The sequence below is a fragment of the Streptomyces sp. NPDC008238 genome (assembly GCF_042956445.1).
In the GTDB taxonomy this organism is placed as follows: Bacteria; Actinomycetota; Actinomycetes; order Streptomycetales; family Streptomycetaceae; genus Actinacidiphila.
This window is the reverse complement of record NZ_JBIBGK010000005.1, coordinates 63,373-90,045: the sequence shown is the minus strand read 5'-3', so window position 1 is coordinate 90,045 and position 26,673 is coordinate 63,373. Positions and strand designations below refer to the sequence as shown.

General features: G+C 70.0%; 23 protein-coding genes and 1 pseudogene. 9 read left to right on the top strand and 15 right to left on the bottom strand.

Annotated elements, in window-relative coordinates; genetic code table 11:
• Positions 1-68 precede the first annotated feature (68 nt).
• A complete protein-coding gene (locus ACFZAU_RS14470) occupies positions 69-458 on the top strand; it encodes a hypothetical protein (RefSeq protein ID WP_500552395.1) in 390 nt (129 codons plus the stop codon).
• Between the two features lie 127 nt (positions 459-585).
• Here the strand turns inward: ACFZAU_RS14470 and ACFZAU_RS14465 are convergent, their stop codons facing one another.
• The 11 genes from ACFZAU_RS14465 to ACFZAU_RS14415 form a co-directional block, all read right to left on the bottom strand.
• Positions 586-1,752, bottom strand: coding sequence for an ROK family protein (locus tag ACFZAU_RS14465; protein ID WP_499605880.1), 1,167 nt, complete (start codon positions 1,750-1,752; stop codon positions 586-588).
• A 282-nt stretch (positions 1,753-2,034) separates the two neighbouring features.
• A complete protein-coding gene (locus tag ACFZAU_RS14460; protein WP_500552394.1) occupies positions 2,035-5,331 on the bottom strand; it encodes a PQQ-dependent sugar dehydrogenase in 3,297 nt (1,098 codons plus the stop codon).
• Positions 5,332-5,471: 140 nt separating this feature from the next.
• Positions 5,472-6,440 carry a sugar phosphate isomerase/epimerase family protein gene (locus ACFZAU_RS14455; RefSeq protein ID WP_500552393.1) on the bottom strand — a complete coding sequence of 323 codons (969 nt, stop codon included), beginning with the start codon at positions 6,438-6,440 and terminating at the stop codon, positions 5,472-5,474.
• Positions 6,441-6,534: 94 nt separating this feature from the next.
• Positions 6,535-7,485: a hypothetical protein gene (locus ACFZAU_RS14450; protein WP_499605885.1), complete on the bottom strand. Its 951-nt coding sequence runs from the start codon at positions 7,483-7,485 to the stop codon at positions 6,535-6,537.
• A 983-nt stretch (positions 7,486-8,468) separates the two neighbouring features.
• Positions 8,469-8,924: a DUF6069 family protein gene (locus tag ACFZAU_RS14445; RefSeq protein ID WP_500552392.1), complete on the bottom strand. Its 456-nt coding sequence runs from the start codon at positions 8,922-8,924 to the stop codon at positions 8,469-8,471.
• A gap of 130 nt (positions 8,925-9,054) precedes the next feature.
• Positions 9,055-10,059, bottom strand: a complete 1,005-nt coding sequence (locus ACFZAU_RS14440) for an RNA polymerase subunit sigma-70 (RefSeq protein WP_500552391.1) — start codon at positions 10,057-10,059, stop codon at positions 9,055-9,057.
• A gap of 144 nt (positions 10,060-10,203) precedes the next feature.
• The gene (locus ACFZAU_RS14435; protein ID WP_500552390.1) at positions 10,204-10,422 is read right to left on the bottom strand and encodes a hypothetical protein; all 219 of its coding nucleotides are present in this window, start codon (positions 10,420-10,422) and stop codon (positions 10,204-10,206) included.
• A gap of 83 nt (positions 10,423-10,505) precedes the next feature.
• A complete protein-coding gene (locus ACFZAU_RS14430; protein WP_500552389.1) occupies positions 10,506-11,033 on the bottom strand; it encodes an SMI1/KNR4 family protein in 528 nt (175 codons plus the stop codon).
• 62 nt (positions 11,034-11,095) lie between these two features.
• Complete coding sequence (locus ACFZAU_RS14425; protein ID WP_500552388.1) at positions 11,096-11,422, bottom strand: CPCC family cysteine-rich protein; 327 nt, start codon at positions 11,420-11,422, stop codon at positions 11,096-11,098.
• 239 nt (positions 11,423-11,661) lie between these two features.
• Complete coding sequence (locus ACFZAU_RS14420) at positions 11,662-12,192, bottom strand: GNAT family N-acetyltransferase (RefSeq protein WP_500552387.1); 531 nt, start codon at positions 12,190-12,192, stop codon at positions 11,662-11,664.
• Positions 12,193-12,530: 338 nt separating this feature from the next.
• The gene (locus ACFZAU_RS14415; protein WP_500552386.1) at positions 12,531-13,463 is read right to left on the bottom strand and encodes an alpha/beta hydrolase family protein; all 933 of its coding nucleotides are present in this window, start codon (positions 13,461-13,463) and stop codon (positions 12,531-12,533) included.
• A 244-nt stretch (positions 13,464-13,707) separates the two neighbouring features.
• On the opposite strand from ACFZAU_RS14415, the gene ACFZAU_RS14410 reads away from it, so the two are divergent.
• Complete coding sequence (locus ACFZAU_RS14410) at positions 13,708-14,106, top strand: hypothetical protein (RefSeq protein ID WP_500552385.1); 399 nt, start codon at positions 13,708-13,710, stop codon at positions 14,104-14,106.
• Between the two features lie 9 nt (positions 14,107-14,115).
• Here the strand turns inward: ACFZAU_RS14410 and ACFZAU_RS14405 are convergent.
• Positions 14,116-14,598: pseudogene (locus ACFZAU_RS14405) on the bottom strand (IS5 family transposase); the annotation flags it as partial.
• Positions 14,599-14,842: 244 nt separating this feature from the next.
• A complete protein-coding gene (locus ACFZAU_RS14400; protein WP_500552384.1) occupies positions 14,843-15,127 on the bottom strand; it encodes a hypothetical protein in 285 nt (94 codons plus the stop codon).
• 56 nt (positions 15,128-15,183) lie between these two features.
• On the opposite strand from ACFZAU_RS14400, the gene ACFZAU_RS14395 reads away from it, so the two are divergent.
• Both ACFZAU_RS14395 and ACFZAU_RS14390 read left to right on the top strand, forming a co-directional pair.
• Positions 15,184-15,983, top strand: a protein-coding gene (locus tag ACFZAU_RS14395; protein WP_500552633.1) for an IS5 family transposase whose coding sequence is annotated in 2 segments (ribosomal slippage) — positions 15,184-15,522 and positions 15,525-15,983 — 798 coding nt in all. Because the reading frame shifts where the segments join, the coding sequence is not laid out codon by codon here.
• 403 nt (positions 15,984-16,386) lie between these two features.
• Entirely contained in the window at positions 16,387-18,297 is a 1,911-nt protein-coding gene (locus tag ACFZAU_RS14390; protein WP_500552383.1) for a hypothetical protein, read from the top strand.
• Between the two features lie 134 nt (positions 18,298-18,431).
• Here the strand turns inward: ACFZAU_RS14390 and ACFZAU_RS14385 are convergent, their stop codons facing one another.
• The gene (locus tag ACFZAU_RS14385) at positions 18,432-19,052 is read right to left on the bottom strand and encodes an SMI1/KNR4 family protein (RefSeq protein ID WP_500552382.1); all 621 of its coding nucleotides are present in this window, start codon (positions 19,050-19,052) and stop codon (positions 18,432-18,434) included.
• Between the two features lie 309 nt (positions 19,053-19,361).
• Here ACFZAU_RS14385 and ACFZAU_RS14380 point away from each other — a divergent pair, with 309 nt between their 5' ends.
• On the top strand, positions 19,362-19,652 hold the full coding sequence (locus ACFZAU_RS14380) for a hypothetical protein (RefSeq protein ID WP_499605903.1): 291 nt from the start codon (positions 19,362-19,364) through the stop codon (positions 19,650-19,652).
• Positions 19,653-19,840: 188 nt separating this feature from the next.
• Here ACFZAU_RS14380 and ACFZAU_RS14375 read toward each other — a convergent pair whose 3' ends face one another.
• A complete protein-coding gene (locus tag ACFZAU_RS14375) occupies positions 19,841-20,791 on the bottom strand; it encodes an NAD-dependent epimerase/dehydratase family protein (protein WP_500552381.1) in 951 nt (316 codons plus the stop codon).
• 99 nt (positions 20,792-20,890) lie between these two features.
• On the opposite strand from ACFZAU_RS14375, the gene ACFZAU_RS14370 reads away from it, so the two are divergent.
• The 4 genes from ACFZAU_RS14370 (at position 20,891) to ACFZAU_RS14355 (ending at position 26,363) form a co-directional block, all read left to right on the top strand.
• A complete protein-coding gene (locus ACFZAU_RS14370) occupies positions 20,891-21,505 on the top strand; it encodes a TetR/AcrR family transcriptional regulator (RefSeq protein ID WP_500552380.1) in 615 nt (204 codons plus the stop codon).
• Positions 21,506-21,707: 202 nt separating this feature from the next.
• Entirely contained in the window at positions 21,708-22,907 is a 1,200-nt protein-coding gene (locus ACFZAU_RS14365; RefSeq protein ID WP_500552379.1) for a cysteine desulfurase-like protein, read from the top strand.
• Between the two features lie 148 nt (positions 22,908-23,055).
• Positions 23,056-24,159, top strand: a complete 1,104-nt coding sequence (locus ACFZAU_RS14360; protein WP_500552378.1) for a Gfo/Idh/MocA family protein — start codon at positions 23,056-23,058, stop codon at positions 24,157-24,159.
• Between the two features lie 110 nt (positions 24,160-24,269).
• Entirely contained in the window at positions 24,270-26,363 is a 2,094-nt protein-coding gene (locus ACFZAU_RS14355) for a HEAT repeat domain-containing protein (RefSeq protein ID WP_500552377.1), read from the top strand.
• The last annotated feature ends 310 nt before the right edge of the window (positions 26,364-26,673 follow it).

Here is a 26,673-nt window from a genome sequence, read left to right as displayed (position 1 = left end):
ATCGATCCTGGAGATCCTCGTCCTCTTCTCCGCAGGCACCCCTCGGACCACACGACCAGGAGGAACCGGTGTCATACCCGCAACGGCTGACCCCCGAGGAGACACTCGCCGACGCGAAGGAGCTGTTGAGCCTCCCGCGTATCGTGGTGATCTGCGGCTCCACCCGCTTCATGGCCGAGATGACCGAGGCCGACCTGCGCGAGACCGCGGCCGGAAGGATCGTCGTCAAACCGGGCTGTGACGTGAAGTCGCCGCACGAACTGTGGTCCGATCCTGTCGAGGCCGAGGCGCTGAAGGTCCGACTCGACGATCTGCACCGGGCGAAGATCCGGCTCGCTGACGAGGTGCTCGTGGTCGGCGACTACATCGGAGACAGCACCCGGGCCGAAATCGCCTACGCCCGGTCGCTGGGCAAGCCCGTGCGGTTCACGCACCCCGAAGTCGACCCTGACGTCTGACCGACCGCTGCGCCGGATGGGCAGTGGGTAGGGCACTGGCCTGGCTGCCGGGCACCCCCGCTCGTCGGCCTCCCGCCGCGGGCAGTTCGTGTTCCCCGTGGGGTGGCCGACGGACTCGCCCCGGTCGTCAGAGATGGTTCTCGAAGTCGAGTTCGCTGGCCAGCAATGCCGCGCCGGCCACTCCGGCCCGCGGGCCGAGTTCGGACAGCACGATCTGCAGGTTCCCCGTGGCGAGTGGTAGCGAGCCCTTGTAGACGACGCTGCGGATCTCGGCGAGCAGCAGGTGGCCGAGCCCGGAGACGCCCCCGCCGATCACGATCATCGACGGGTTGATGAAGCTGACCAGCGTGGCGAGGACCTGTCCCACCCGGTGGCCGCCGTCCCGGATCAGGTTGACGCACGTGACGTCGCCGCCGGCCGCGCACTCCGCCACGTCCACCGCGGTGAGGAGGCCCTCCGCGGCGAGGCGTTCGGCCAGCGCAGGCGACTGCCCCGAACGGGCGGCGGCGGTGGCGTCCCGGGCGAGGGCCACACCGCCGAAGAAGGCCTCCAGACAGCCGGTCTTGCCGCACGCGCACGCCGGTCCCTCGGCCTCGACCTGGATGTGGCCGATGTCGCCCGCGGATCCCTCCGACCCGCGGTAGATGTGGCCGTGGACCTGGACGCCGCAGCCTATGCCGCTGCCGATCTTGACGAACAGCAGGTTGTCGACGGCCTTGGCGACGCCGGCGTACCCCTCGCCGAGGGCCATCACGTTCACGTCGTTGTCCACCACGACCGGGCAGCCGTGCGCGCGGGTGAGGGTGTTCCGGACGGGGAAGCGGTCCCAGCCCGGCATGATCGGCGGGGAGACCGAGATCCCCTCCTTGAAGCTGACCGGCCCGGGCAGCCCGATGCCTATGGAGTTGAACCGCGCGCAACCGGCCTGGTCCGCCATCTTGTTCAGGAGTTCGTTGACCCTGTCCAGGACCGCACGCGGGCCCTTGCGGATGTCGGCGGCCTCGGCGTAGGAGGCGATCGGGTTCAGCCCTCCGTCGGTGATCTCGATGTCGATCGAACTGGCCCCGAGGTCCACCGCCGCGAAGCGGATGTCGGGATCGAGTTGGACGAGGGTGGAAGGCCGGCCGCCGCGAGAGGTGGCCCGCCCTGCCTCGAGCACCTTTCCGGCGGCGATCAGGGCTTCGAGTTCCGCCAGTAGCCTCGGCCTCGCCACTTCCAGCTCGTCGGACAGCTGTGCGCGCGACAGCGGCCCGAGGTCGCGCAACAGGCTCAGCACGCGGTACTGGATGCTCACGGGCCCACTTCCTGGGTATCGGCCGAATGTATGACAAAACGTTAGAGGCGTCACTTAATAAGCGTCAATGGCTTTCACGCGAATCGCCGAAAGTTAAATCCGAAACGAAGAAAGCGCCGGTGTGCCGGGAAGACGCCCGATGGGAACCCCAGTTGGGACGGCCGGGCATGTGGACGAACTCCAGGGCGGGCGGCCGCCGTCCCGCGACGGCCACCGGAGAGCCCTGGAGCCACCGGCGGGGTGCTGCCCGGCGCCGTGACGGCCGGGCAGCACCCCCTCGCATCAGCCGGCCAGGCCTCCCTTCACGGCGAGGGCATCGCGGGCCAGCGCGGTCCGCGCGGTCGCGTCGGTCACCAGCTTGGTGTCCGCCGCCAGTTGCGCGACCTGGTCCAGGACGGCGGCCGCCTGGTTGGTGCGGCCCGCGTCGGCGTGCGCCCGGGCGTGGTCGAGCCGGACCGTCAGGCGCTGCCGGCCCTGCTCGGTGAGCCGGTTCTCCGCACGCAGCTGGGTGATCAGCGTGTCCAGTTCGTCGAAGGAGGTGGTGGTGGTGAAGTGCACGGTGCGGGTGGTGGTGTTGCCCGCCGCGTCACGACCGGTGACCACCAGGTCGTGGCCGCCCAGCGGCAACCGCCACAGCAGCAGGGGCTGCCCCGGGGTGACCGCCGTACCGTCCAGCGTCGCCGTCGCGGTCGGCCCACCGGAGACGGCGTCCGTGACCGAGACCACCGGCGTCGGGCGCTGGGAGTCCCCGTAGGCGGTGTCGGCCGTCACACCGGTGACCGTCACCGCGGGTCCGGTCTTGTCGATGCGAACGGCGACGGTGCCCACGGCGGAGATGTTGTTGGCGGTGTCCGTCGCCCGGTACCGGATGGAACTCATGCCCTCCGTGGAGAGGGTGACCGTGCTGTTCGCGCTCAGCCAGGTCGTTCCGCCGTTGAGCGAGTACTCCCGGCTCTTGATGGCCCCGTTGTCGGTGGCGTTGACGGTCAGCGACACGTTGCCGGTGTACCAGCCGTTGCTGCCGCCTGGCTGGGCCGGGTTGAGGGTGGCCGTCACCGTCGGCGGGGTCCTGTCGGCGATACCGGACCCCTGGAAGGTGAAGGAGTCCACGTCGACACCGCCCGAGGAGGTGACGAACAGCTGCCCTGTGCCGGTGGGAGCCGAACCCAGCGCCGTGTTGACCGTCTGCCAGCCGTCGCCCGCCGGGACCGTGATCGTGGCGAACGGGTCGGACCGCGGCGTGCCCCAGCGCAGCGACAGAGTGCCGGCACCGGTGGCGCGGGTCTGCACCCCGGTGATGCCGGAGAAGGACACCGGGTCGTAGCCGATCCAGTCTCCGGCGTCGAAGGCGGTCAGCTTGCGCTGTCCGGAGGCGGTGGTGTCATCGGTGATCGTGACGCCCTGGGCCGAGTCGTAGTGCTCGCCCTGCATGAGCGCGGGGTTGAGGACGACCTGGGCGTCGCTGGTGGCAGGGGGCACACTGCCGGCACCCCGGTCGGTGTAGGTGAGACCGAGGACGCCGAAGACGTTCTCCGTGTCACCGTGGCCGGCGTCGGCCGGGGTGGTGATCGCCCCCGAACAGCCGGTCCCGCTGGTCACCGGGTGGCCGTGCTGGTTGTGGCCGAGGCCGAGGGTCCAGGCGGCCTTGGTGCAGTCGACGTTGGTGCCGTCCTCCGGATCGTCGATCCGGGTGGCGTACGGCACCACGTCGCCCCAGGTGAAGAAGCCACCGTTGGGCGGGGAGGTGAACGTGACCGTCGGGGCGGTGTTGCCCACGGTGATCTGCTTGCTGGTCAGGCCGGTCTTGCCCTCGGGGTCGGTGACCTTGAGGCGGGCCTGGAGCTGCCCGTTGTCGGGGTACGTGCGGCTGGCCGTCGGGCCGGTGGTCTCGAACGTGCCGTTGCCGTCGAGGTCCCATTGGTAGGTGAGGGTGCTGCCCTCCGGGTCGCTGGAACCCGTGGCGCTGAAGGAGACGGTCAGCGGCGCCTGGCCCGAGGAGGGACTGGCGCTGATCACCGCGGTGGGGGCCTTGTTGCCCTCCGCGTAGTCGATCCGGTAGAGGCCCGCGTCGGGGTTCTGCCGGAAGAAGCCGTCGCCGTAGTCGAGGACGTAGAGCGCGCCGTCGGGGCCGAACTCCAGGTCCATCGGGTTGTCCCACTGCGGGATGCCGTTGGCGGAACGTTCGCTGTTGGGCAGGACGTTCTCCAGCTTGGTGACCGGTCCGTCCGGGCCGGCCAGGGTCAGCGCGGCGACGTAGTCCTGGGAGAACTCCCCGAAGAAGGCCTTGCCGTCCCAGTAGGCCGGGAACTTGCCCGGAGCGGGGTTGGACGCGTCGTAGTGGTAGACCGGGCCGCCCATCGGGGCCTGGCCGCCGGGGCCGCCGGGACCGCGGAAGGCGGTCAGTTCCGGCCAGGGCTGGTCGGTGTCGCGGTCGCCGTACCACAAGGTGGCCGCCCTCGCCGGGGGCAGCTCGGTGAGGCCGGTGTTCCAGCGGGAGTCGTTGACCGGCGCGGCGCAGTCGAAGGCGGGGCCGGGGGTGAGGGTGGCGAAGTCGAAGTCCCGGTAGGGACGGGTGTTGTCACCGGTGCAGAACGGCCAGCCGCTGTTCATGGCCGTGGTGGTGGTGTCCCACTCGACGTATCCCATCGGCCCGCGGTTGGCGTCGGCGTTGCCGGCGTCGGGGCCGTAGTCGCCCCACATCACGGCGCCCGTGGCCTTGTCCACCGTCATCCGGTACGGATTGCGCAGGCCCATCACGAAGATCTCGGGACGGGTCTTGGCCGTGCCGACGGGGAACAGGTTGCCCGACGGGATCGTGTAGGACCCGTCGTCCTGGACGTGGATGCGCAGGATCTTGCCGCGCAGGTCGTTGGTGTTGCCGGAGCCGCGGCGCTCGTCGAGGCCGGGGTTGTAGGTGGCCGCGTCGTTGATCGGCGTGTAGCCGTTCACATTGGGCCCGGACGCGGGGGTGTTGCCGCCGGTGGACAGGTAGAGGTTGCCCTGCGCGTCGAAGTCGACGTCGCCGGCGACGTGGCAGCACTGGCCGCGGTTGGTGGTGACGCGGATGATCTCCTGGGCGGTGGACAGGTCGAGCTGGTCACCGGTCCACTTGAAGCGGGTGAGGGTGTCGTAGCCCTCCCACTGCTTCCAGTAGGCGTCGGTCTGCCCGGCCGGCAGCCGCTCGGGGGCCGAACCGGTGGGAGTGCTCAGCGGCGGCGAGTAGTAGAGGTAGACCCAGTGGTTGGTGGCGAAGTCCGGGTCGAGGGTGACGGTCTGCAGACCCATCTCTGAGTTCTGGTAGACGTCGAGGTGGTTCACGACCTTGGTGATCCCGGTGCCGGGGTCCGTCATCCGCAGGTCGCCGTTGCGGGCGGTGTGCAGGACGCGCAGATCGGGCAGCACGGCGAGGTCGATCGGCTCGCCGGTGTTCTTGCTGAGCGTGACCTTCTCGTAGTTCGACCAGTCCACGGCGGGGTCGGCAGCCGCGGTCGCGAGCGCGTCGTCCGGGTGCGCCTGCGCGGCCGGTGCCAAGGCGAGACCGCTCAGCATGGGCAGCGATGCGAGGAGCACCCCGGCCATGAGGCCTCTCAGGGTACGGTACACAGTGATGCGTCTCCTTGGTCTGTGCCGGTCAGGAGGTGCGCGGCCGGGCCGGCCCGCCGGTTGCGCCGTGGGAGCGGCGCGTCACCGGCGGGCCGGGCCCGGTGGGGTGCCTGCGATCAGGCCAGCAGCTGATTCAGCGCGGTGAAGCTGCGCTGCGCGGCGCCGAACGAACCCGGCGGGTTGGGCTGGGTGTTGGGCGCGGTGTCCTGCTCCCAGATGCCGACGTGGCTGCCGCGGGCCCCGATGTCCCGGATGAACTGCTGGTACGGCAGGACGCCGGCGCCGAACTCGACGATGGAGTAGCCGTCCGCGCTCGAGTTGGCGGCGCCGTCCTTCATGTGGAACAGCGGGTACCGGTAGGGCTGGTTGCGCACGTAGGCCGCGGGGTCGAAGCCCGGCCAGCGGTGCTGGCCCACGTAGGCCCAGTACACGTCCATCTCCAAGTAGACGTAGCGCGGGTCGGTGTTGCGCAGGAAGACGTCGTACAGCCGGACCGACGGCTGGTCGGTGGCGAAGGCGAACTCGCCGGCGTGGTTGTGCTGGTACAGCTTCAGACCGCGGGCGGCGGCGGCCTGCCCCCAGGTGTTGAACTCCTCCGCGGCGGCGAGGTAGCCGGAGACCGTGTTGGAGTTCGACGGTGCGTTGGCGGTGCCGACGTGCGGCATGCCCAGGATCTGCGCCGCGTCGAGCTGGCCCTGGAGGTTGGAGCGGAAGTCCCCGATGCCGACGTGGCTGCCGATCGCCTTCAGGCCGTTGTCGTCGAGCAGCTGACGGATCTCCTGGAGAGTGATCTGCCGGCCGAGGATCGAGGTGTTCTGGGTGTATCCCGCGAACTCGATCTCCTTGTAGCCGATGCGTGCCATCTCCTCCAGGACGACCCGGAAGCCCAGCGAGGTGACCTTGTCGCGGACGCTGTAGAGCTGCAGGGAGATGCGGTCCTTCGGGATGGACAGGATGCTGGGCGCGGCGGCGGCGGACGACGCCGTCGCGGCGCCGACGACGGAGGCGGCGGCGAGCGCCACGGTGGCGCCGGCGGTGGCCCGCAGGAAGTCTCTGCGGTCGAAGGATTTGTCCAGGTGGCCCACGGTCACTCCTTGGGGGATGCGGCGAAGAAGAGTGGGGTGTGAGGTGTGCTGTGGTGACGCTGCCGAGCGCTGGTCGTCCGTGGACGGGCCGGGATCACAGCCCGCTGCCCGCGGCGGCCGCCTCGGTCTTCGCCTGCGCGGTACGCTCCGCCACCTTCGCGGCGAGGTCGGCGCCGCGGTCCTGCGGGGCCGCCTTGGCGGCCCGGGCGAGCGACGCCGAGGGGGCGGTGGTGGTCGCGGCGATGCCGCCGCGCACGCGGGCCAGCGGGCCCACCTGGAGTGCGGGGCTGTTGTCGGTGGCGGTGAGCTTGCCGCGGACGATGGTGTTGTCCAGGACCGCGTTCGCGTTGTTGCCGGTGACCGCGAGGTCGCCGCCGAGGTAGGTGGCCTGCGCACAGGAGCTGAGCGGGCCGTCGCCGCCGAGCTGCAGGTTGTCGGAGTTGTCCTTGTACACCGTGTCGCCCTCGACCTCGCTGGCGCACAGGACACCGCCGAGCGTGTTGGCGCTCACCGTGAGCGTCTTGCCGACCGTGGTGTCGTACACGTCGGTGTAGAGGTTCGCGTCACCGGCGACGGCGCCGGAGACGGTGGTGCCCGAGATGTACAGCTCGCCGGACGATGCTCTGATGTCTCCCTTGACCGTGGCGTCGACGCTGTAGAGGAAGCCGTCGACGGCTGAGATGCCGCCGCTCGCCGTGGTGTTCTGCACGTGCACGCCGAAGGCTCCCTGCTGGGTCACCGCGCCCTTGACGCTGCTGTCGGTGATGTCCAGGTAGGCGTTGTTCCCGACGGCGACGGTGCTGCTGAAGGTGACGCCCTTCGCGACGAGGTCGGCGCCGGCCTCGATCGTCACCGTGCCCTTGACCTTCGTACCGGTCAGCGTGCAGGACGCACCGGCCGGCACCACGAGGGCGCCGCTCACGGTGACGGCCCCGCCTTCTCCCACACAGGTGGTCGTGAGCGCCGCCTGCGCGGGCGCCGCAATCGTGACCAGCCCGCCCGAGGCCACCAGCGAGGCTGCGACGAGGTACGAACGGATCTTCATGGGGCTTCCCTTTCTGCTGCGGTTACGGCCACGGCGACATGCCGCGGCCGGGAACCCCCGCCAGGGCGGGGTGCTGCGGAGTGCGGGACATCTGTGACGAGGGAAGGCCGCCGCTCGCGGGCGGGTGGAGGTCGGCTGCTCGTCGGAGGTGAGGACGCGTCACGTATGGCCCCGGCGTGCGGGGCGGGTGGGTTGCAAGGCCGCACTGTCGTTACATCGGCGCAACATCGTGTCGATCGGCTGGAACGCTAAACCGGGGTCCCCAGTGGTGTCCAGAGCTTTGGACGCAGTCACCAAAATCTTTTTGGCGAACCGTCAAAAGATCGCCGTCATTCGCGAATTGAATCCAATGAAAGGTGGATAGCACCTTGACAGGGGTGACGCTCTGCACCACGCTCGTGACGCTTCGCCACGCGGCGAGCGGATCCACGACGCACCACCGTCATCCCTGACAGGAGCGCGCATGCCGACCGCAGTGTGGATGACGGGCGCCCGTGGCTGCGTCGCCACCACGGCGACTGCCGGCCTGTTCGGGTGTGCAAGCCGGACCGGCCGCACCCACCGGAGGCGCGACCGGGCCTCCCCTCCGCCGATGCGGGCCTTCCTGGCTGGTCCGACCTGGTCGTGGGCGGCTTCGGCGTAGCCGATCCGCGCCCGGCGGCCTCCGTAGGGGATGACCGGACCGTGCGAAGCCCCTGTCGTGCCGCCGCTTGCGGCCTTCAGTGCGGTCGGCGGACGATCCTGTTCGCGACCCGCGGACCCGTATGGCTCGTCGTGAGTCGGGTCGCTGGACGGGTGCCGGCGCAGCTGCCGGCGCGGCGTGGACGCATCGCGGCGGCATCGGCCGGACCCGCTGGGGTGAGAGCCCGCCGCCCCCTGAACAGCGTGCGGACCCGGGTCATGCAGACCCCGGTTACTCGCGCCGGCGGGTGTAGGCGCGCTCGCGTGTGCCTTGTGCCGTGCGTTGTCGTGTTGCCGGTCCGTCAATCCGTCCGGGCGTGGAGGGTCCGTGCCAGGGTGGGGATCATCACCGCCGCGGGGACGAGGTGGAGCCCGAGGAGGGCGGTGGCGGTGGCGGTGTCCGCCCCGGACAGCAGGGGTGGGGCCAGGGAGATCGCGGTCAGCGACGCTGTCGTCCACGCGAACCGCTTGGCGGGGCGGGCGCTCCAGCGAAGAAGAGCGGCGGCCAGCACGACGCCCACGGCGGAGAAGAAGCCGGTCACCACGGCGAACCCGGGCAGGGGGATTGCCTGGCCTCCGTCGGGGACCTCGAAGTCGACGCCGGCGGCCCGGGCGAGCGCAGCGGCGAGCGTGGTGGCCACCGTTGCCGCGAGTGTGGCGATGAGGCCGGTTCGGGCGAGCTTGCAGAGCCGACGGGTGCGGCTGGTCCGGCCGGGTGCCCGGCCTGTGACGGCCCCGGTGTCCTGGGCGTCGTTCAACTCGCTTCTCCCTCATCCGGTGAGTGGCCTACGGCGTGTGCTGACCGGCATGTGACGGTTGGGCTGCGCAGGGCGCGGGAGTCGGTACCACGGCGACACAAGCGTCACCGTGGCGGCGTCTGACCCGGTGCTACCGCGTGCCGTCCGCCGGCAGGCGGTCCGGCAGTGCGAGGTGGGGGAACCGGTCGGCGTGGAAGATGACGATCTCGGTGATCAGCCCGCCGGTGATGCGCAGGACGTCGAGGGTCAACGGCAGGAAGGCGCTCTCGCGCTCGTTCCAGAGGTAGAAGGCGACGGCGGGCTGCCGGTTGACCGACGTGGGCACGCCGCGCAGTCCCTGCATGCCCTCGAAGCCGTCCTCGATCCAGCCGGTCACCACCGCGTCGCGCCCCACGGACAGGCCCGGCGTGGGCGGCATCGAGCAGCGGACGTCGTCACGGAGCATGCCGGCGAGCCGGGCCACGTCCGTGGCGACACTGGCGTCGGTGAATCGGCGCACCAGCTCGCGCGTCCCGGAGTCCTCGATGCCGCCGCTCCAGTCCTGCCGCTCGGCGGGCAGGTGTTCCCGCATGCCGGCGCGGGCCCGCTGCAGCGCGCTGTTGACGGAGTGGACGGAGTCACCGAGGAGCTCCGCGACCTCTTTCGCCGGCCAGTCGAGCACGTCGCGCAGGATGAGTACGGCGCGCGGGCGTGGCGCGAGGTGCTGGACGGCGACGAGGTACGCCAGCTCGATCGTCTCCCTGGCGACGGCGACGGCCTCCGGCTCGTCGGCGCCGGCCGCGGGCAACTCGTCGAGCAGCCGGTCCGGGTAGGGCTGAAGCCACGGCACCTCGCCGCCGGTCGCGGGCTCCGGCCGGCGCTTGGCGAGCAGGTCCAGGCAGGCGTTGGTGGCGATCCGGTACAGCCAGGCGCGGAACGTCGACCGCCCCTCGAAGGTCGCCCGCCCCCGCCAGGCACGCAGGAACGTCTCCTGCACGGTGTCCTCGGCGTCCTCGAGCGACCCGAGCATCCGGTAGCAGTGCACGTGCAGCTCCCGCCGGTGCCGCTCCGCCAGCCCTGAGAACGCCGGCTCCGTGTCGGCCTCGCCGAGCAGACTGCTCCCGCCCGGCTCCTGAGGCCGTATGTCCGCACCCATCACGTGATCCTTCCGTCTCGTGGAGTCCCGCTGTAGGTGTGACGGGTACGGGCGCGACAACTCATCACCAGGGCCGCCCGGGAAGGGATGCCGTCCTCGACGAGCGGGCCGCTGCGGTCATCCTGTTCCAGAGGGATGCCCCGGTTACGGGGATGACTTCTTCGTTCCGAGGATGATGCCGATCAGTCCGCCGGTGGCTGTGCTGAGCCATGGAGCGAGGTAGGCGAGGGCGGGGACATCGACGTCCCAGGTTCGGACGGCCGTGATGATCAGGATGAGCAGAATCGCCTGCGCGATCAGATAGACCGTGATCTTGCGCTGTGTGGTCCAGGCTCGAATGCGCTTCACAAGCTTCTGCCTCATCGAGCCCCCCGCCGACCGTCGCAGCACAGTGGACGATCGTAAGGCGTGCAGAGGGCAGGCGGCCAAGAGCCGCTCCCCACGGGTCAGAAGCGACCTGGTTCGCCGGTGTCGATGAACCGTGCCAGGATCTCTGCGAGTTGTTCGAGGAAGTGCTGTAGGTCGTCTGCGACGTGGTCGAGTTCGGGCTCGTCCAGGGTCGCCGTCCGGGTACGCCAGATGGCGCCTTCGCGGTTGGTGACGTAGCTGCGGCCGCCGCCGTCGCTGCCGAACACGAGCCCGGGTTGGGGATTGTTGCCGACGGGGATGGTCCCGTACGCCGTCAGCATCTGGAGGGCCTCCGGGGCGGGGTGGATGAAGTAGCCGTTTACGACGTCGTCCCACACGACCTCGCCTACGGTGTTGTAGAAGGTGATCAGATCATCGGGCGCCTGTATCCCACGGGCCAGTGCGCGCGCTGCCTCGCGGTCGTCGTGGTCAGCCGGCCGCACCAGATTGAGGCCGGGAGGACAGCCGTGCCTGCGTTCGAAGCCTTCCGTCACCTGGGTGAGGGCATCTGAGACGGTGCTGGCCCATGACGAGACCCAGCGCGGCGACAGCGAACGCTCACTCATGGGGCGGATCATGCCACGCCTCGCGGACACCTCTGCCCACTTACTGATCGTGGACAAAGCAGTCAGCTACGACGACGCTTCGGGCGCGAACGCCACCTGCCGGGGCCGCCATTGGCTGCCGATCTCGGATCTGTTGCCCTCGTCGTGGTGACGTACTGCGCGTAGCGACGACGTGCGTCGGTCAGGCTATCCGCCCCGTTGGGGCCGCCCCGGACCTCGTCGGCGTCCGGGTCGTCCTGCCCGTCGTCCTCCCAGCTGCACTCGTCACAAATCTGGAAGTGTCCGCGGGCTTCCAGCGTCAGTAGCTTGCAGCAGGGACAGGCATACGGACCGCCGGGCGGGACTGCTCTGGGTGGTTCTTCGGGTGTTGTCACGCTCGAGTGTTGCATGATCCGCGAGGACACTCTGGGCTGGTCGCGTCCTGCGAACCTCATTCTGAAACCATCACTTGTATGCGAGTACGGAGAGGCCGGCGCCCCGCTCTGAGGTGAGGCCGACGCGTCCGCCACGCTGAGCGGGTAATGCTGCGGGTGCCGTCGGTGCCCCCGGCGGTCTCGATCTCGGGTGCGGGGCACGTTGAGGTGTTCTTCGCACTCGGCGTGCCGGCGGGCGGCAAGTTGAGCAACCGTCAAAGATCGTGGAGTGACTGAGATGCTGACGGGTTCTTGCGTTCCAGCAACGTGACCGTCACGCCGGGCGCGACCTGGCGCTCGCCGACAGGTACGAATCCGCGCCGACGATAGAGCGCGACCGCAGGCAGGTTGGCGGTTCCGGTGGAGACGACGGTCAGTTCCGCGGGCTCGATCGAGTCCAGAGCGTCGAGCAGTGCCGTTGCCACGCCGCGGCGATGCGCGACTGGATGGACCACGAGACGGGAGATGTCCAGAGCACCGTTCGGCAAGCGGGTCCAGGCGACCGCTCCGACAAGCCTCAACTCGTCGCGAACCCCGAGGAAGGACTCGTCACATGCCCGCAACTGCTCAAGGGTCTCGTGCAGGGGCGGTATGCCGTCGAAGCCGATGAGCCGGGCTTCGACCGCGTAGGAGGCCCGCTGAAGTTCCCACAGATGACGCAGGGTGTCGGGATCGGACAGGTCGAGCCGGACCGGTTCAGCAGAGGGCTGGTGGGATTCGGTGGCGGTGTGGCGTTGGCCGGTCATGCGGCGATCCTCTCAGAACGCTCGACCAGGACGCCGTTCTCGAACTCCGCGCCGGAGCGGACCAGGGCGACCAGGTGGGCTCCGGTGATCGCGCACGACGGTTTGCGGGCCTACTCGCCCGCGTGCTCAGCCGTGCAGCGTCCCAGGTCAGGGTCCGGCCCGCCCGTCGAGGTGCATCCGCGGCCGGATCGCTCATCTGAGGCCACCACCCGGGGCTCCCCGTCGCTCACCGCTCGCTCTGGTGCGCATCGTACGGTCGGGCCTTCCTGGCGTGCGACGCGAGTGGCGACGGGGGAGTCCGGTGAGGTCCCGTACGGCCAGTGCCGGGAGTTGGCGTGTCAGTCGTGTACGTCGGCCTCGTCATCGGCCGCGTAGGCGTTCACGATGAAGTCGATGACCAAGGTGCGCCGCTGGTCGTCTTCCTTGGATCCGTACAGCATCAACGTGCCGTGCTCTTCGCCGTCGATCGCGACGAGGCGCTTCTGCGGTGCGGCGGATGCCTCGTAGAGTTCCCGGATCTGCCGCTCGTGCCCTCCTTGCATGTCGTCGTGCGCGACCATGAACAGGGAGGGTTTCTTGATCTTCTTCACCGCCGCCACGGCGTCGCCGTCGCAACGTGCAGGTGAGGAGAGCAGAGTCAGGCCGACGATGGGAATGCCGCTTGCCACACCCTGCGTGGCCGCGGTGGTTCCGCCGCAGGAGGCTCCCGCCAGGAAGACGCGCTTCGTTCCGAGGGCCTTCAGCTTGTCGAAGGCGGCCTTCGCGTCCAGGGAGCTGGAAGCGGCGGACTTCTCGGAGGCCACATGGTTGCGGAACTCCGGAAGCATCACCCGGTAGCCGCGCCCGGCGAACTCCTCGGCGAGGTCGAGGAAGTTGCAGATCTGACCTCCGTACTGGTGCCCGAAGTAGACGGCGTCGGGCCCCTTTCCCAGGATCAGGGTGGAGAGATGCTTGCCGTCCTTCGTGGTCAGTGTGGTGACGTACTGGTGCAGGCGCTTGGGAACACAGTCGTTGACGAGATGCCCTGACCGCGTTCGTACGGTGAACTCGGGGGCCGATGCCGGGTACTGCACCGGCTTCTCGGTGACGGCGGGCTTCTCGGTGACGGCGGCCCGAGGTGCCTGCGGGTGCACGACGACGGACTCCGATGGGGAAGGGCTCCTGTCCGCCGCCGGCACTGGGGCAGTCGAGGCGCAACCGCCGATTGCCGCGGCAGCAGCAATCAGCGGCAGCGCTGCGATGCGATGACGGGCGCGGCGATTCCAGGGCAAGGAGTCCTCCTGAGGGTGCGATGTCGTTCTGCGGACGCGTTGTCCGCGGGCTCGGTGACCCGTTCATGCCTAGAGACGCCGGAGCCGCCATGAGGTTGGAGGATGTGACGGAGGACACGGCCTCCTTCATCAAGGGACACGGCGTCGCTCTCGCTCCGCCGGGCGCCGGTCAGGCCAGGGCGTGTTGTGAAAGTGATCTCTGCGGCGTCGCGATCCAGGGGTGCGTGCTGGGAGAATGTGGACTGTGGAGGGGCAGTACAGGCTGCAACGCCAGACAAGTCAGTGGGCACGGTTTGCCCAGGTCACGGTTCACGTAGCCGTGGCCGGCGAGCCGGACGTCAGGATGGGCGCCGATGTGTTCGGATGGCGCGACCGGTCCTATGGCACCGCGGTGTGCGCCGGCCGCGTCGGTGATGAACAGAGCCAGGCCGAAGCACGGGAGGGTGCTTGGTACGCGCTCATGCGACTTCCCGAATCGGCCCGTGAAGTGCTCGTTTCCGTCCTCGAGATCGTTACGGCGCCAGCAGACACAGGGCCGGGCGACGTGAAGTTCGCTGCGGCACACTCGGTCTGGCAAGCCGTCGGCCGCGAGCCGGATCAGCCCGCATGGATCGGTGCTGACGGGAATCCGGTCTTCCCGTAGCGCCGAGGGTCACAGCCACTCGTTGACAGCCGCCACCGGCACGGTTGCCTCGTAGCGGACGGAGAGCTTCTCGTACCTGGTGGCCACCGCGCGGTGGCGCTTGAGGCGGTTGATCCCGCACTCCATCGCGTGGCGCTCCTTGTAGTCGTCCTTGTCGAACTTCGGTGCTCGCCCTCCGCGTGAGCCGCGCTTCTTGCGGTTGGCGATCTGGTCGCGCTTCTCCGGGATCGCGGATCGGATGCCGCGTCGCCGCGGGTAAGCACGGTTCGCCCGGGAGCCGTAGGCCTTGTCCGCACGGACCTTGTCCGGCTTGGTGCGTGGCCGTCCCAGGCCGAGCCGGGGCACTCGGATGCGGCCCAGGACAGCCTGGAACTGCGGAGAGTCCCCGCGCTGCCCGGAGGTGACGACCAGGGGCATCGGCCTTTGTGCCTGCTCGACCGCGACATGGATTTTGGTGGTCAGTCCTCCGCGTGAACGCCCGAGGCCCTGGTCGTCCGCAGCGAGTGGGGGCCACCGGTTCAGGCCGAAGACGGCCGACGCGGTCGCGCTCGCCAAGCCTCACAGGGCCGCCGACCTCGCCCGCGCGATGCGCACCGCGGCGACGGTCGGACGGTTCGCCGAGGGTGACCTTCTCTGGGCTCTGGAGCACAAGGGCGAGCACTACCGGGAGGAACCGGTTCGCCGCGGCGAGGTCCAGGGCCTTCAACCCGGCACCTTTACCTGGTCAGGTTTCGGCTCAACCTGAGTCGTCCTGGTCGCCGACCAGGCCGCTGGCGAAGGGGAAAGCATCCAAGAACTCCCTCCGGCCCGGGTCCTGCTCGGCCTCGGCCAGGTCGGCGAGCACCTTCAGGAAGCGATCGCGCTGGTCCGGCGGCAGCTGCCCCAGCACCCAGCTCACGCTCTCCATCATCTTCACGGCGGAGTCGGGGTCGACTTCGTCGTCCTCGCAACTGTCGAGGAACCAGACGACGTCGACGACGAGTCCGGCAAGGACGGGCACCAGCGGGTCCGTGTCACTCATCGGGGCAACTTAGAAGTCATCTCAATTGGCCGGTTCGGTCGGCTGCGGCCGTGGGGATCGTTGAGCGGCTTGTGCCGGATGAGTTGTGGGCCTTGTTCCAGCGAGTGGTGCCGCCTGCGCCGACGAGGCCGCAAGGCGGTGGCCGGCGACGGCACGGGGACCGGGAAGTGCTGGCGGCCATCGTGTTCGTGGCGACGTCGGGGTGCACGTGGCAGCAGCTGCCCGCGCCATCGTTCGGACCGTCTGGAGCGACCGCCCATCGCAGGTTCACGGAATGGACCAAGGCTCGGGTGTGGGCGAAGCTGCACCGCCTGGTGCTCGACGAGCTAGGCGCACGCGGTGAGCTGGACTGGAGCCGGTGCGCGATCGACTCCGTGAACACGCGGGCCCTGAAAGGGGGGACCTGACAGGCCCGAATCCTGTCGACCGGGGCAAGAAAGGGTCGAAGATTCACTTGATCACCGAAGGCTCCGGTCTGCCCGTCTCCATCGGGATCTCGGGAGCGAACACCCACGACAGCCAGGCCCTGATACCCCTGATCCGCGGCATACCTCCGATCCGCTCCCGCCGCGGACCACGCCGACGCAAGCCCTCCAAGCTCTACGCGGACAAAGCCTATGACTCCGCTCACCTGCGACGATGGTTACGGCAACGAGGCATCGCCCACCGCATCGCCCGCAAGGGCATCGAGTCCTCCGCACGCCTGGGCCGGCATCGCTGGAAGATCGAACACACCATGGCCTGGCTCGCCGGATGCCGCCGTCTCCACCGCCGCTACGAACGCTCAGCCGACCACTTCCTGGCCTTCACCAGCATCGCCTGCACCCTCATCTGCTACCGCAGACTCACCAAATGAGACGACTTCTTATCCGATCCCCGTGACTGTGATGCCACCACCTTGCCGACGGGCACCTCGCGTCGGCCCCGACCGGGAAGGAGCACCCGCTTCATGAACGACAGTCCTGCCCACCCGGTCCGCGACGCCGCCACGGAGGCAAGCCCCGGCGAGGAGGCCTGGTCGATCACCGTCCCCACGCGGCCCGCGCTGCGGATCTTGGAATGGGTCTGCCGGCGCGAGGACCTCTGGGTGGTTCGCCTCTTTCGGGAGGGCCGCCGGTGCTCGAGGTGGTCCGGATCCGGCTGCTCGGGCGGGGCCCGTGGAACGAACTCGCGGTCGGTGACTTGTGGGTGGACGCGGGCGGGCTGGGCCCGAGGGTGGGGACCTTGTCTCGCCGGGAGTGGGCGGGGATCATGACCGGGTGCAACGACAGGAGGAACTCCACGATCTGCTCGTACGCGCCGGACTCACGGTCGTTGAGGACGTGCGCCCGGGCAGCTTGTTCCCGCCGGAGGCCTGCTGGCGGATCGCGCGAGGGATCGTGGTGCCGGACGCAGGGGCCCGCGAAGCACTCGATGCCGCGTGGTGGCGCCGTCTTCGCGACGCCGACGGTGAGTTCCTGGTGGCCGTCCTCAGGCACCGGATCGGCGGCAACGACTCCTGGTGGACGCGGGTCCGGCACGCCGGGAGCGGCGTGCCGGGCTTGACCGGTGACCCCGGGTTCGTGGCGCTCTCCCTCGACGGGCAGGTTCTGCTGGCGGAGGTTCCAGGCGAGGAAGGGCCTCGGGTGACCGCCCTTGACCGGCTGCCGGAGCGGCTGGAGGAGGCCGCCGTGGTCGCCGGGCTGGAGACGGAGGCCGAGCGCGCCGAGGTGTGGGCGGCGGTGCCCGGCCGGCCTGCGTGGCCGCTGCACTGGGCGGAGCGGATGGGGTCCAATCCGGCCGCGACGGACGACCTGCTGATCCGGCTGCTGGATGTGGAAGAGGGCTTCCTGCTCGGATGCGACCGGCCCGCCGTCCTCGACGCCGCCGTGGCGCACCCCGATCCGCGGGTGCGGTCAAGGCCCGCCGACACCTTCCGGCCCAAGCTCACCTCCGACCAGTGGGTACGCCTGATTCGCGCCGAGCCGTCGCCGAACCGGCGCGTGCTCTGGGCGGAGCACGCCTGCGTCTGGGGCGCCGAACTCCCCGAGGACCTGTACGACGACTTCCTCGCCGGCCCGTCCCGCGCGGGAGCCGCCGAACTCCCGGGGTTTCCCGCACGACACCTTCCCGGCCTGGTGACCGACGCCGATCCCCGGGTGCGGGCGGCGGCCTGTGCCCGGTGGAAGGACCTCGCTGTGCCGTTGCGGGAGCGGCTCCTGGCTGACACCGACTCCGTGGTGCGAACGGCCGCGCTGCTCGCCCACCACACGGGCGTACCCATGCCTCGTGAGGTCCTGGCCGACCTGCCCGACCCGCGACGCGCACTCGAACGGTGCCGCCTGGCGCCCGGACTGGAGGCGGAGCTGATCCGGGACGGGGACGCGGAGGTACGCCGGGCGCTGGCCGCCAACCCGGGCCTGAGCGCGCGCGGCGTCGCCCTGCTGGCAGAGGATCCGCAGGACGACATCCGCTCCGCGGTGGCAGTGCGCCCCGACCTCGCCGAGGAGCAACGTGCCGCGGTACGCCACGACTTCGGCCCGGCGTTGCTGTCGCACACCCTGCCCTGGGTGGCAGACCTGCACGGTGACGCCGACGCGATGCGCCGCCTCGCCGCGTCGTCCCACCCGCTGGTCCGGCGCAGCGTGGCCCGAGCCCGGCACCTCCCGCCGGACGTCCTGGCGCGCCTGGCGCAGGACGAGGACCGGGTGGTCCGCCTGTTCCTCGCCGAATCGTGCGAGGACGCGCCGGCCGACCTGCTGCTGGAGGTCTGGCGCTGGTGGGACGGCAGCTTCAGCCACCCCGGCCCGCCCCGCAGCCACCCCAACTTCCCCCGTACGGGCCTGCTGCGCCACATCACCGACCCCAGCGCGCGGATGCGCCGCCTGGCCCTGGACGATCCGGAGTCGACACCGGCCGACGTCGCACGCCTGGCCCGGGACCCCGAGGCCGAGGTGCGCCGCCGCGCGGCTGAGGACCCCCGGCTGTCACCGGCCGACGCGGTGCGGCTGCTGAACGACCCGGAAGGCTACGTCCGCGGCGCGGCGGTGCGCAGTCCGCGGCTGCCGGCCCGCGTCTTGGCCGGGCTGCTGCACGACCGCGACACGGCGAGCGAGGCGGTCACCAACCCGGCGATCCCGGTCCCCGTCCTGTACCGCATCCTTGCCATGGCCGCGGCAGCCCGGCGCTGAACACCGGCGCCCCGCACGCAGGCCATGCCGGTCCGATGCCCTTGCCATGGCCGTGCGCGGGTCTGCCGGCCGAGCGCTCGCGTATGACCTGTACGTGCGGGGTGTGGTGGTCCGGGCGCTGCGTCGGCGTGCCGTCAACGACCCGGCGTGCGCGAACGCGGAACCTTCTGGGCTGTGGCCCGGGGGCCCCATGGGGCGCTCGCGACGATCCCGGGGGAGGCCAGCCCCAGCGCGGCGTTGTCCTTGCCATCCCGCATGTGGTTGAGCGAGCGTTCGTACCAGCTGAGGAAGTCCGGTGCCGAGGAGACGTTCGGAGGCCAGAAGCCGTCCGCGTTGCCGGTGACCACACGGCCGGCAAGGGGACCGGTCACCGCGATGAGGCACAGATCGCTGCAGCCCATCTCGATGATGTGGAGGAACAGGTCACCGTGCATCGGGTCGGAGCGGTCCGCATGGGTGAATCCGCGAGGGCCGCCACCCGTAGGCTTAGGGTTCATCGTGAACAGCCTGCACCTCTCGAGCGGAAGAAGACCGTAGAAGGGGCCGGCACCACTGCCCCCGAGTTCGATGAGGAACGCCCGGTAGGCCGCCGGCAGCACAACGTGGTGCTCGGTCTCGAAGGCCTCGGCTTCTGAAGGGCTGATGCGCCGGCCGAGGCGGAACTGGTGCCGTTCCTCGAAGACAGAGTGACTACGGCGTGCCTGGTACGGCATCTTCGCCAGCTCGGAGCGTATGCGGCGTATGCGGGAGTCCATCGGAGGATCTCTTCTCTCGTCTCCGAGACCCTACCCATCGGGCCCGCCGAGCCACATCCGAGGGTGGGTAGAACGGCTGCCGGAGGGCACAGGAGCGCCTCCGGGTAGCGGGGTCTCGATGGTGCCTGCGGGGCCGGCCTCGTGCGTGGCAGGATGACGGCATGTTGATCAGAAAGGGCGATGCCGCGTAAGCGCCCGGGGGCCGTCCGCGCTGAGCGGTGGCGGCCTCGCAGACACGTTGTGGTTCGGCGGATTCGGGGCGTTTCCGCGAGGACTCGTGCAGCTGTCCGCCGTGTCGAGGATGAGCGGATGTGGCCTGGTGCAGTTGCTGATGCGCTCGCCCGTTTCGAGTGGGCGTTCAGGCAAACCGGCCGTTATCTGAAGGCGTCCCAGGTCTGGCAGCCCGGACTGGAGGTGGAGTATGCCCGCGATGACTTGGAAGAGGTCATGCTTCACCTCCCCTGCGGTGCCCGGCGCGACCTCGGTCGGCTGGTTGCCCGCATTGATGACGAGTTCGAGCGTCGCACCTTGCCGAATCCTGCTCCGATGAACGCGTTCACGGTGGGCGGTTGGTGGTGGTCGAGGATCCGTGAGCACTGAGGATGCTCATGAAGCCTCCTGCGCCCGGGTCGTCTCGTGGCCGACCCATGGACTGGTGTGGCCTGCCTGGTCGGCGGCGCCGACCAGGCAGGCCACAGGTGGCCGTGCTGCCGGAATGCGGTGACCCACCACATCCCGTGCGTCCGGTGGCTGCCCCTGGTGCTGGGCCGTGCTCATGAAGACGGGTGTCAGCGGTCCAGCGTGGTCCGGAACCAGGCGAGGGTGGCGTCGATGGCCTGTGGGTGGGGCGTCGCCGGCAGTGGGCCGAAGATGTCCGTGAACCTGGTGGCGTCGCTCACGAAGGGACGGTCGCGCTGGTACCAGGATTCTCCGAGGGCACGGACGGTCGGGTTCACCAGGCCAAGACCTCGTTGCATCGTGCGGCTGACGGCGGCGAACTTCTCGGGCAGGCCCGCTTGCGCGAAGACAAGCTCCAGGAACTGGCGGCCCGTCAGGGGGTCCGCCGTGGGGATGTGCCAGGCCAGGCCGTCGGCCCGCGCATCGTCGCCAAGGGTCACCAGGCCCTTGGCGAAGTCGGGCAGGTAGCTGAGCGAGTGGGGCTGGTCCAGGGAACCCACCCAGCGTGCGACCTTGCCCTGCAGGGCTGCGGCGAACACGTTCGTGCCCGTAATGCTGTTCTCGCCGCCAGGACCGTAGTAGTCGGAGGCCCGGCCCAGTGCGACGCGAAGTTCGCCCGCCTGATGAGCGGCCAGCAGCGAGTTCGCCATCTCGGCGCGGACGCGCCCTCTGGGGTTGCCGGCCGCGTACGGCATCTCCTCGGTCATGGGTGTGGTCACGGGTCCGTACATGTACAGGTTGTCCGCGAACACCAGCTTGGCGTCCGCAGCCGCCGCGCCTTTGCGGACCGTGTCGGTCAGTGCCGCGAACTCGTGACCCCACCGGTCGTAGGGTGGCGCGGCGCAGTGGTACACGACGGAGGCGCCGGCGCACGCTGTCGCCGCTCCGTCGACCGAAGCGATGTCGCTGCGCCTGACCTCGACGCCGTCCGGCACGGCGAGCCGGCCGCTGCGGTTCACCGCACGGACACGGCGGCCTCTTGCGATGAGTTCCTTGACGACGGTGCCGCCTACGGCGCCACTGGCGCCGAGAACGACGTGCAGTTCGGATCCCGCGGACATGAAGCCCCTCCTGTTCTCGCCCTCCTGGCTCGGTTTCGCCAGGGAGACAGGATATTTAGTAACGGTGTTATGAAACATCGTTGCGTTACCCTTGTCAACATGGGCCGCCCACGCATCCGCGACTACGACGAGCTTCGCCGACACCTGTTGGACGCGGCGGGCCACCTGCTTGCAGAAGAGGGTCCGCAAGCCCTGAGTACCAGGCGGGTCGCGCAGGAGGTGGGCGTTTCGACGACTGCCGTCTACAACCTCTTCGGCGACAAGGCGGGCCTGCTGCAGGCGATGTTCCTGGAGGGGTTCGCCAGGCTGGCCGAAGCGTTTGCCGGGGTGCCCTCCGACGGCGATCCGGAAGCCGAGCTCATGGCACTCGGGTACGCCTACCGGGCCGCCGCCAAGGCCAATCCGCACCTGTACGAACTCATGTTCAGTCGGCCCGTGGCGGACTTCCGGCCCGACGAGGCCGCCCTGGCCCAAATTGAGGGCACCTTCGAAACCCTGACCCGTGCCGTAGCCCGGTGCATGGAGGCTGGCCGGTTCATCCCGGCCGACCCGTACGACATCGCCGTCCAGCTCAATGCCCTGGTCCACGGCCTGGCGAGCCTGGAATTGCGTGGGGCGCTGGGAACGGCTCAGCAGGCCGACCACCACTGGCGCATCGCCCTGGAGAACAACTTGCGTGGCTGCCGCCAACCCCCCACCACCGACGGACCGTGACGACCCTGACGTACCCATGGCCGCAGCCACGGCACCTGTCGCAGCGGCACATGCTCTCGCGCCCGGGAGGGCTCAGCTGCTGCCGGTTTTGGAGTTCGAGGCGCCCATGCGCCAGGCGCAGATGCAGCCGGTTGCCCCGGGGTCGGTTCCGTCCCGTGCGACCCGGCCCCATGTGGGATCCGCGCTCCGGCAGGATAGGTGCATGCATCTCGACGTCCTGCGAATCCGTGACGACTTCCCCGCGCTGAGGGAAAAGGTGGCCCACTTCGACGGGCCGGGTGGCTCACAGGTGCCCCGCCAGGTCGCCGAGGCGATGGCCGCGGTGATGTGCTCGGGCATCTCCAACCGGGGGGCGGTGACAGCCGCGGAGCGCCGTGCCGAGCAGGTCGTGAAGGAAGCGCGGCAGGCCATGGCGGACCTTCTCGGCTGCGAGCCGCGCGGCGTCGTCTTCACCCGGTCGGCGACGCAGGCGGCGTACGACGTCTCCCGTGCCCTGGCGCGGCAGTGGACGGCCGGTGACGAGGTGGTCGTCACCCGCCTGGACCATGACGCCAACATCCGGCCGTGGATCCAGGCCGCGGAGTCCGCCGGTGCCGTGGTGCGGTGGGTCGCGTTCGACCCCCGGAGCGGTGAGTTGAACGTCGACGCCGTGCGGGAACAGCTGTCCGGCCGGACCCGGCTGGTGGCCGTCACCGGGGCGTCGAACCTGCTGGGCACACGCCCCGACGTTACGGCGATCGCCGCGGCCGTCCACGAGGTCGGAGCCCTGCTGTACGTCGACGGGGTGCACCTGACGCCGCACGCGCCGGTCGACCTGGCCACCCTGGGCGCCGACTTCTTCTCGTGCTCGCCGTACAAGTTCTTCGGCCCCCACCACGGTGTCGTGGTCGCCGATCCCGGACTGTGGGAGGAGCTGCGACCGGACAAGCTGCTGCCTTCCAGCGATGCCGTGCCGGAACGTTTCGAGCTGGGCACCCTGCCGTACGAGATGCTCGCCGGCACCACCGCGGCCGTGGACTACATCGCCTCACTGGCGTCCTCCGCGGGCGACCGGCGCAGCCGGGTGCTGGAGTCGATGCGAGCGGTCGAGGCATACGAGCAGGAGCTGCTGGGGCGGCTGCTGGAGGGGCTGTCGGGCATCGGCGGGGTGCGGCTGTACGGCGCGCCGGCACGCCGTACGCCGACGGTGTTCTTCTCCGTGGAGGGGGTGCCCGGCCGGGAGGTCTACGAGCGGCTGGCGCGGCGCGGTGTGAACGCCCCCGCGGGCAACTTCTACGCGCTGGAGGCATCGCGGCTGCTGGGGCTCGGCGACACCGGCGCGGTGCGTGCGGGGCTCGCCGTGTACGTCGACGGCGAGGACGTGCAGCGGCTGATCGACGGTGTCGCGGAGTTGGCCGGCTGAACGGTGGGGTGCTGGCCCGGGGCAGCACAGTCCCCGTGGACCGGAGTACCCGGGTCCCGTACGCCTTGGGCAGGTGCGGGGCCACGGGGGCGCGTGGTACAGGTCGCCGGGTTAGACTCGCGCCCCGGACGCGCGAAGGAGCGGACACGTGAGCGCAGCACCCATACGGTTCGGCATCGTCGGCAGTGGATGGCGGGCCGAGTTCTTCACCCGGCTGGCGAAGGCGCTGCCCGAACGGCTGGCGGTGGCCGGCGTGGTGACGCGCTCGTCCGAACGAGCCGCCCAGGTGGAGGCGGAGTGGGGGGTGCCCGCGTTCCGGACGGTCGCCGAACTGTGCGGCAGCGGACCGGAGTTCGTGATCCCGTCGGTGCCGTGGGACGTCACGCCCCAGGTCGTACGGGAACTCGTCGAGCACGGGGTGCCGGTCCTCGCGGAGACACCGCCGGCGCCCGACGTGAACGGGCTTCGGAGTCTGTGGGATGCCGTGGGAGGCGCGACGCGCGCCGGAGGCGGCGCACTCGTCCAGGTCGCCGAGCAGTACACGCTGATGCCCGGCCACGCCGCCCGTATCGCCCTCGCGAAAGAAGGGGTGATCGGCGAGGTCACGTCCGTCCAGGTGTCCTCGACGCACATGTACCACGCGATGTCGCTGCTCCGGCACACTCTGGGCGTCGGTTTCGGGCCCGTGACGGTGACGGCCCGGGCCTTCACCGCCCCGCTCGCCGACCCGCTGTCCCCGGGCGGCTGGTCGGACGACCTCACGCCCAAGGACGCCGTCACCACGCTCGCCCTCCTGGACTTCGGCGGGGCCCGCACGGGCCTGTACGACTTCACGGACAACCAGTGGTGGAATCCGCTGCGCGCGCGCCGGATGGTGGTGCGCGGTTCGCTCGGCGAGATCGTGGACGACACGGTGGTGCGGATGGCCGATCCGCGTACGCCGGTGGAGTCCCCGCTGCTGCGGCGCCGCACCGGCACCGACCTCAACCTCGAAGGGGCGGAGGTGCACCACATCTCGTTCGACGGACGGGTGGTGTGGCGCAACGACTATCTGGGCGCGAGCCTGTCCGAGGACGACCTCGCCGTGGTGGACCTGCTGTGCCGGACGGGCGCATGGGTCCGGGACGCCGGCCCGGAACCGTATCCGCTGGCCGAGGCCTGCCAGGACCATCTGCTGGCACTGGCCGTCGAGGAGTCGGCGCTCACGGGGGCGCCGGTGACGACCGCGGTGGAGGCGTGGGCGGCCCGCTGATCCCGCCGGGCGCCCCGCTCCCTTCGCGCCCGCCCACGGCGCACTGACCGATGGCAACCAGCCTCGTTCACGAGGGCCCGGTGTCAGTGCGCTCGGGCATAGTGCCGGTCATGATCAACGATTTGGACAGCGTCGACTGGTCGTCGATGGGCACCGCCTACGGGTCGGCCGGTGATGTTCCGGTGTGGCTTCGGGAGATGACCTCGCCCGATCCCGAGGTCAGGGAGAAGGCGTTCGGCGCCTTCTACAGCGCGGCCCACCACCAGGGGGACGTGTATCCGTGTACGGTCGCGAGCCTGCCGTTCCTGTTCGACATGGCCGATGACCCCGCGACTCCCGACCGTGCCTCGGTCGTCGAGTTGTTGCTCAGCATCGGCCGAGAAGCCCTCGACCGCGGCGAAGGCATCCGCATCGCGCCGGACGGCACCGCGTCGACGGCCTGCGAGGACGCTGCGGCGATGATGCGTGAACGCGCGGGCGCCTTCGTCACCTACGCGTCCGATCCGGATCCGCGCGTGCGGCAGGCAGCGATCGAGGGCCTGGGTCTTTTCCTGGACGACGCCCACCGCGCGGTCGCGATCCTGCGGGACCGGTTGCGGGCGGAAAGCGGGATGGCCGAGCGGGTGCTGGTCGTCCGGACCATGGCACATCTTGCGCGGCGCCTGCCCGCCACACTGGACTCCGTCACGGCATGGCTCGACACCCTGGCCGACGACACGAGCGGGGCCCCCGACATCCGTCTTGCGGGCCTCGTTTACCGGGCCCGCCTCGCCCCGGCGGGCATCACCGACAGCACCATTTCCACGGTGATCGATCTGCTGCGCCGGCTCACCCCCGCACCGCGCACCGGGACTGATGACGCAAGATGCCGAACCGGTTCCGGGGCCTGCGCGTGTACTGCCGATACTGTGGCAGCCCAGGACGTCCCACCGCAGATAGCCGCCGCATTCGCCGACCTCGAACGGCACAACCGCACCCACGCGCCCACCACATCCCTGCTGAGCAGCTTCCACAGGATACTGGACGAGCGTCTGCCCGAGCGCATGGCCCTGCTCGGCGAACAGCTGCGCAACCCGGATCCCGCCACCCGCTACGACGCGATTCGCATGGCCGAGGAGCTGGTCGGCTCCTTCAGAGGAGACCACGCCGGCCTCGTCATGCTCATCGCAGAGTGTCTGCTGCCTGAGGACCCGTACACCGCCGCCGCAGCGGCGGAGAGCCTGGCAGGCATGTTGCCCGTCTCGGAGCCGGCCCGCGAAGCCCTCGCCGCATATGTCATCGCACAACGCACCGTTCACGGACCCGACGTATGGGCGACGCCCAATCCTTTGCTGCGCCGCGCCCACCAGGAAGCCGTCATGGCGCTCGCGCGAATGGGAGACGTGCGGGCCCTGCCGGACCTGTTGACGGCGCTGGACACCGACAGCGACGCCTGGCGTGTCATACAGGTAGCAGGCGATCTGCGTTCCGGGGCCGCCGAGCTGGTGCCTCGGCTGACCCGGCGCCTGACCGACACGGACTTCTCGGGTGAGTGGTCCGGCATGAGCACCGGCGCCCTGATGTCCGCCATGGCCGAACTGGGCGATTCGGCTGCCGTTCCGGCACTCACGGACGCTGTCACTGCCGCGGTCCGACACGAGCAGTGGCCTGTCGCCGTCTCCGCGGTGGAGGCGCTCGCGTCCTTCGGCCCTGAGGCCGCATCGGCGCTGGATGTGGTCCGCCCGCTGACCGACGCGCAGGACGTGGCATTGCGAACAGCGGCCACCGCCGCTGTGTGGGAGTTGGAAGGGGACGCGGCCGGCGTCCTGCCACACCTGGAAGCCCTGCTCGACAGTCACCGCTGCCACGAGGCGGCCGATGTCCTCGGCCGGATCGGTCCGCCCGCCCGGCCCGCGGTGCCGCGCCTGAGGGAGATGCTGCACAGCGGATACGAGTGGACCCGCATCCACGCCGCGGCGGCGCTGTGGGACATCGCAGGCGAGGCCGAGGCCGGCGTCGTCGTGCCGACGCTGCTGGCTGCTTGGGAGAAGAACGGCGCGACCTCGAACCACGTTCTGCGCTGTCTGAACCGGATGGGGCCGGCTACCGCACCAGCCCTGCCGCGCATCCGGGCGGAACTGGCACTGTCCCGCCGTTTGACAGGTGTCGCCAAAGACGAGGAACTGCAGCGCCTTTGCCGCGCCGTCGTCATGCGCCTCGCCTGACCCTCAGGCCTTACCGCCGGTGCCTGGTGGCCGGTGAGGGACCTCGCGCCCCAGTCCGGCAGCCGGTACTCATCCCTGCGGGTGCGGTCATCGATGAGGAACGCTCTTCCGTGGTAGTGAACTTGACGGTAGCTCAACACAACATGCATGGCGCATGATTGAGGCGGCTGTGTTGCCGAGAGGGAGGTGCCCCGTCGCCATGAACCGTAAGACCAGAATGTTCTTGGCCGGTCTGGCCACCGTGAGTGGCGCGGTCGTTGGCGCGGGCGTGTTGCACAACCGCAGGCCTGATCGCCGGGAGCACCTCCGT